Consider the following 3,455-nt stretch of genomic DNA (forward strand, 5'->3'; position numbering starts at 1 on the left):
GCCCCAGGGTGGCCAGCCGCGCCGCGAGATGCTCGACCCGGTCGGACTCGGCGGCCAACAGCCGGCCGACGTCGCGGCGTGCGGTGGTGCGGGCACGGTCGATCTCCTCGGCGCGCGCGGTGATCCCCTCCAGCGGGCGGGCCAGCACCGGTCTGCTGCGCAGCTGGGTCACCTGGTGCTGCTCACGGTTGACCCAGTTGCGCAGCGCCCGGGCGCTGCGCGACCGCAGGTCGGCGACCAGCGCCTGCTCGGCGGCGGTGTCCGGGACGATGCGTTTGGCCGCGTCGGTGGGCGTCGCCGCCCGCACGTCGGCGACCAGATCGCACAGCGGGTTGTCCGGTTCGTGCCCGATCGCACTGACCACCGGCGTCCCGCACCGGGCGATCTCGCGGCACAGCGTCTCGTCGGAGAACGGCAGCAGGTCCTCCACGCTGCCGCCACCGCGGGCCAGCACGATCACGTCGACCTGCCGGTCGGCGTCCAGCGCACGCAGCGCCTCGACGATCTGCGGCACCGCATTGGGGCCCTGCACCACCGTGTTGCGCACCGCGAACCGCACCGCCGGCCAGCGGGCGGTGGCCACCGCGGTGATGTCGTGTTCGGCCGCCGAGGCCCGGCCGGTGATCAAACCGATGGTGTCGGGCAGGAACGGCAGCGGGCGCTTGAGCCGCGGGTCGAACAGCCCTTCGGCATCGAGCAGCCGGCGCAGCCGCTCGATGCGGGCCAGCAGCTCGCCGATGCCGACCGCGCGGATCTCGCTGACCCGCAGCGAGAACGTGCCCCGGCCGGTATAGAAGTTGGGCTTGCCGAACACGACGACCTGCGTGCCGTCGGTCATCTTCACCGGGGCTTTGACGACCAGATCGCGCGGGCAGGTCAGCGACAGCGACATGTCGGCGGCGGGGTCGCGCAGCGTGATGAACGCGGTGTTGGAGTTCGGCCGCAGCGTCAGCTGGGCGATCTGCCCCTCCACCCAGACCGCGCCCAGCTTGTCGATCCAGCCCGCCACCCGGACGGCCACACCGCGCACCGGGAACGGATTGTCGGCCGACTGCCCCTGCGCGGCAGTCATCCGGCCGCGTCCGCTCGGCCGGTCACTTCGCGCTGGCGCGGGTGATCCTGTTGGCGAGCAGCGTCTGGAACGGCGCGCGGGCCTTGGTGGCCTCCTCGTAGGACAGCAACGCCTCCAGCTCGGCCACCCGCAGCGAGGTCAGCCGGGCGCGCAGCTGCGCCAGGGTCAGGGCCTCGTACTCCAGCTCGGCGACGATCTCCGGGGTGTCGGTGCCGGCGGCCTCGCCGGCTGAGCCGTCGGCGCCGTCGGGGCCGGCCGGGTCAGTCGGGTCGTTGGCGGCCTCGGGTTCGCTGCTGAACAGCGCGTACCGGCCCTCCGTCATCCGCGCGCCGCTCTCGCGCACCGGCAGGTCCACGACGTCAGCGGCGCCGGCGACATCTGCCGTGCCGGCACCGCCCGGCAGATCGTCGTCGAACGTCGCCCACTCGGGCTGCTCGTCCTTGGGCGGAAAGATCGTCTCCAACGTCTCATCGCCCTTGATCACCAGGACCGCGACGTCCTGCTGCACCTTCATCACCAGCGACGCGACGTGGCTGGCGAAGGTCATCGGGTACATCAGGATGGTCTGGGGGAGCTTGCGGGTTTCCTCGATGGCGGTCGCCGCCGCGCCCACGAGCAGCCGGACCCCATACGGTGCAGTTGCCATGGCCCCAGCCTACGGCTGGGCGGCCCGGGTGGGTGGTAAGTACCCTGGGAGCCATGCCACCGACTGTCAACATGGGGATCCCGGGCTCCAGCCAAACTGCGCTGGGCTCGCTCGCCGGTGGCGTCGCGGGCAAGCGGGTGCTGCTGGCCGAACCTCGCGGGTACTGCGCCGGTGTCGACCGGGCCGTGGAAACCGTCGAGCGGGCGCTGGAGAAGCACGGCGCGCCGGTGTACGTCCGCCACGAGATCGTGCACAACCGCCACGTCGTCGACACGCTGGCCGAGGCAGGCGCGGTGTTCGTCGACGAGACCGACGAGGTGCCCGAGGGCGCCATCGTGGTGTTCTCGGCCCACGGCGTCGCCCCGACCGTTCACCAGACCGCCAAATCCCGCGACCTGCAGGTCATCGACGCCACCTGTCCGCTGGTCACCAAGGTGCACAACGAGGCGAAGCGGTTCGCCCGCGACGACTACGACATCCTGCTGATCGGTCACGAGGGTCACGAGGAGGTGGTCGGCACCGCCGGTGAGGCCCCCGACCACGTCCAGGTGGTCGACAACCCCGACGCCGTCGACAACGTCACCGTGCGTGACCCGAGCAAGGTGATCTGGCTGTCGCAGACCACGCTGAGCGTCGACGAGACGATGGAGACGGTGCGCCGGCTGCGGGAGAAGTTCCCGACTCTGCAGGACCCGCCCAGCGACGACATCTGCTACGCCACGCAGAACCGCCAGGTCGCGGTCAAGGCGATGGCGCCCGAGTGCGAGCTGGTCATCGTCGTCGGGTCGCGCAATTCGTCGAACTCGGTGCGGCTGGTGGAGGTGGCGCTGGGCGCCGGATCCGATGCCGCGCACCTGGTCGACTACGCCGACGACATCGACCCGAAGTGGCTCGACGGGGTCACCACCGTCGGCGTCACCTCGGGGGCCTCGGTGCCCGAAATCCTGGTCCGCGGGGTGCTCGAGCGCCTCGCCGACTTCGGCTACGACGTCGTGCAGCCGGTCACCACCGCCAACGAGACGTTGGTGTTCGCTCTACCTCGGGAGATCCGGCCTTCCCGCGGATAGTCAGGAAGCACGGGTACGTTCTGCGGGCGTGAACCCAGCCCGAAGAACACTGCGACGAACCGGTCGAAGAATCGCAGCCGCGGCCCGCTGGCCGATGTCGGTGTTGCTCGCGGTCACCATGGTGCTGGCCGGGTGCAGCGACGCCGAGGACCGCCTGGACGCCACCGTGCAGGCGTTCGCCGATGCGCTCAGCCGCGGCGACGTCGACGCGGCCGCCGCGCTGACCTCCGACCAGGCCGCCGCTGCGGCCAGCCTGACCGACCTGTTCGCCAGCCTCGGCACCGACGTCACCTTCCGCACCGAACGGGTGCGCGCGGTGGACGACGAGGGCGGCTTCGCCCTCGACGCCACGTGGACGTTCGGCCCCGATGACAGCCACGAGTGGACCTACACCACCAACGGGGAAGCGACCGCCGACGGCGCGGAGTGGCGGATCCGGTGGAGCCCCGAGGTCGTCGCGCCCGGGCTCGACGACGGGCCGTTGTCCTACTCGACCCTCGCCCCGGAACCCGCGGCCCGGGTGCTCGGCCGCAACGGTGCCGAACTGCTCACCCAGCACATCGTCACGCTGGTCGACCTGCAGCCCGGCGCCGACGTGACCGCCGTGGCCGGGCTGGTCGGCCCGATCGCCCCGACCGTGACGCCCGAGTCGCTGGCCGCCGCCCTGGAG

At 71.7% G+C, this 3,455-nt stretch carries 4 protein-coding genes; 2 read left to right on the plus strand and 2 right to left on the minus strand.

Annotation, left to right across the window (positions count from 1 at the left end):
• Together xseA and ACXAID_RS27505 are read right to left on the minus strand one after the other, a co-directional pair.
• Nucleotides 1-1,072, minus strand: a 1,072-nt coding sequence (xseA, locus tag ACXAID_RS27500) for an exodeoxyribonuclease VII large subunit (protein WP_475025337.1), incomplete at its 3' end; no start/stop codon positions are given.
• A 22-nt stretch (nt 1,073-1,094) separates the two neighbouring features.
• On the minus strand, nt 1,095-1,718 hold the full coding sequence (locus ACXAID_RS27505) for a lipid droplet-associated protein (protein ID WP_475025338.1): 624 nt from the start codon (nt 1,716-1,718) through the stop codon (nt 1,095-1,097).
• A gap of 53 nt (nt 1,719-1,771) precedes the next feature.
• Between ACXAID_RS27505 and ACXAID_RS27510 the strand changes: the two genes are divergently transcribed.
• Nucleotides 1,772-2,785 (plus strand): 4-hydroxy-3-methylbut-2-enyl diphosphate reductase, encoded by a 1,014-nt coding sequence (locus ACXAID_RS27510; RefSeq protein WP_475025339.1) that lies wholly within the window; start codon nt 1,772-1,774, stop codon nt 2,783-2,785.
• Between the two features lie 94 nt (nt 2,786-2,879).
• A partial coding sequence (locus ACXAID_RS27515; protein ID WP_475025340.1) for an NTF2-like N-terminal transpeptidase domain-containing protein occupies nt 2,880-3,455 on the plus strand: 576 nt, incomplete at its 3' end.

The organism is Mycobacterium sp. ABE4_509 (assembly GCF_056160785.1).

Excerpts from the sequence above, each read along its gene's own strand:
- ACXAID_RS27510 (WP_475025339.1), top strand. The coding sequence starts at position 1,772 with ATGCCACCGACTGTCAACATGGGGATCCCGGGCTCCAGCCAAACTGCG.
- ACXAID_RS27505 (WP_475025338.1), bottom strand. The coding sequence starts at position 1,718 with ATGGCAACTGCACCGTATGGGGTCCGGCTGCTCGTGGGCGCGGCGGCG.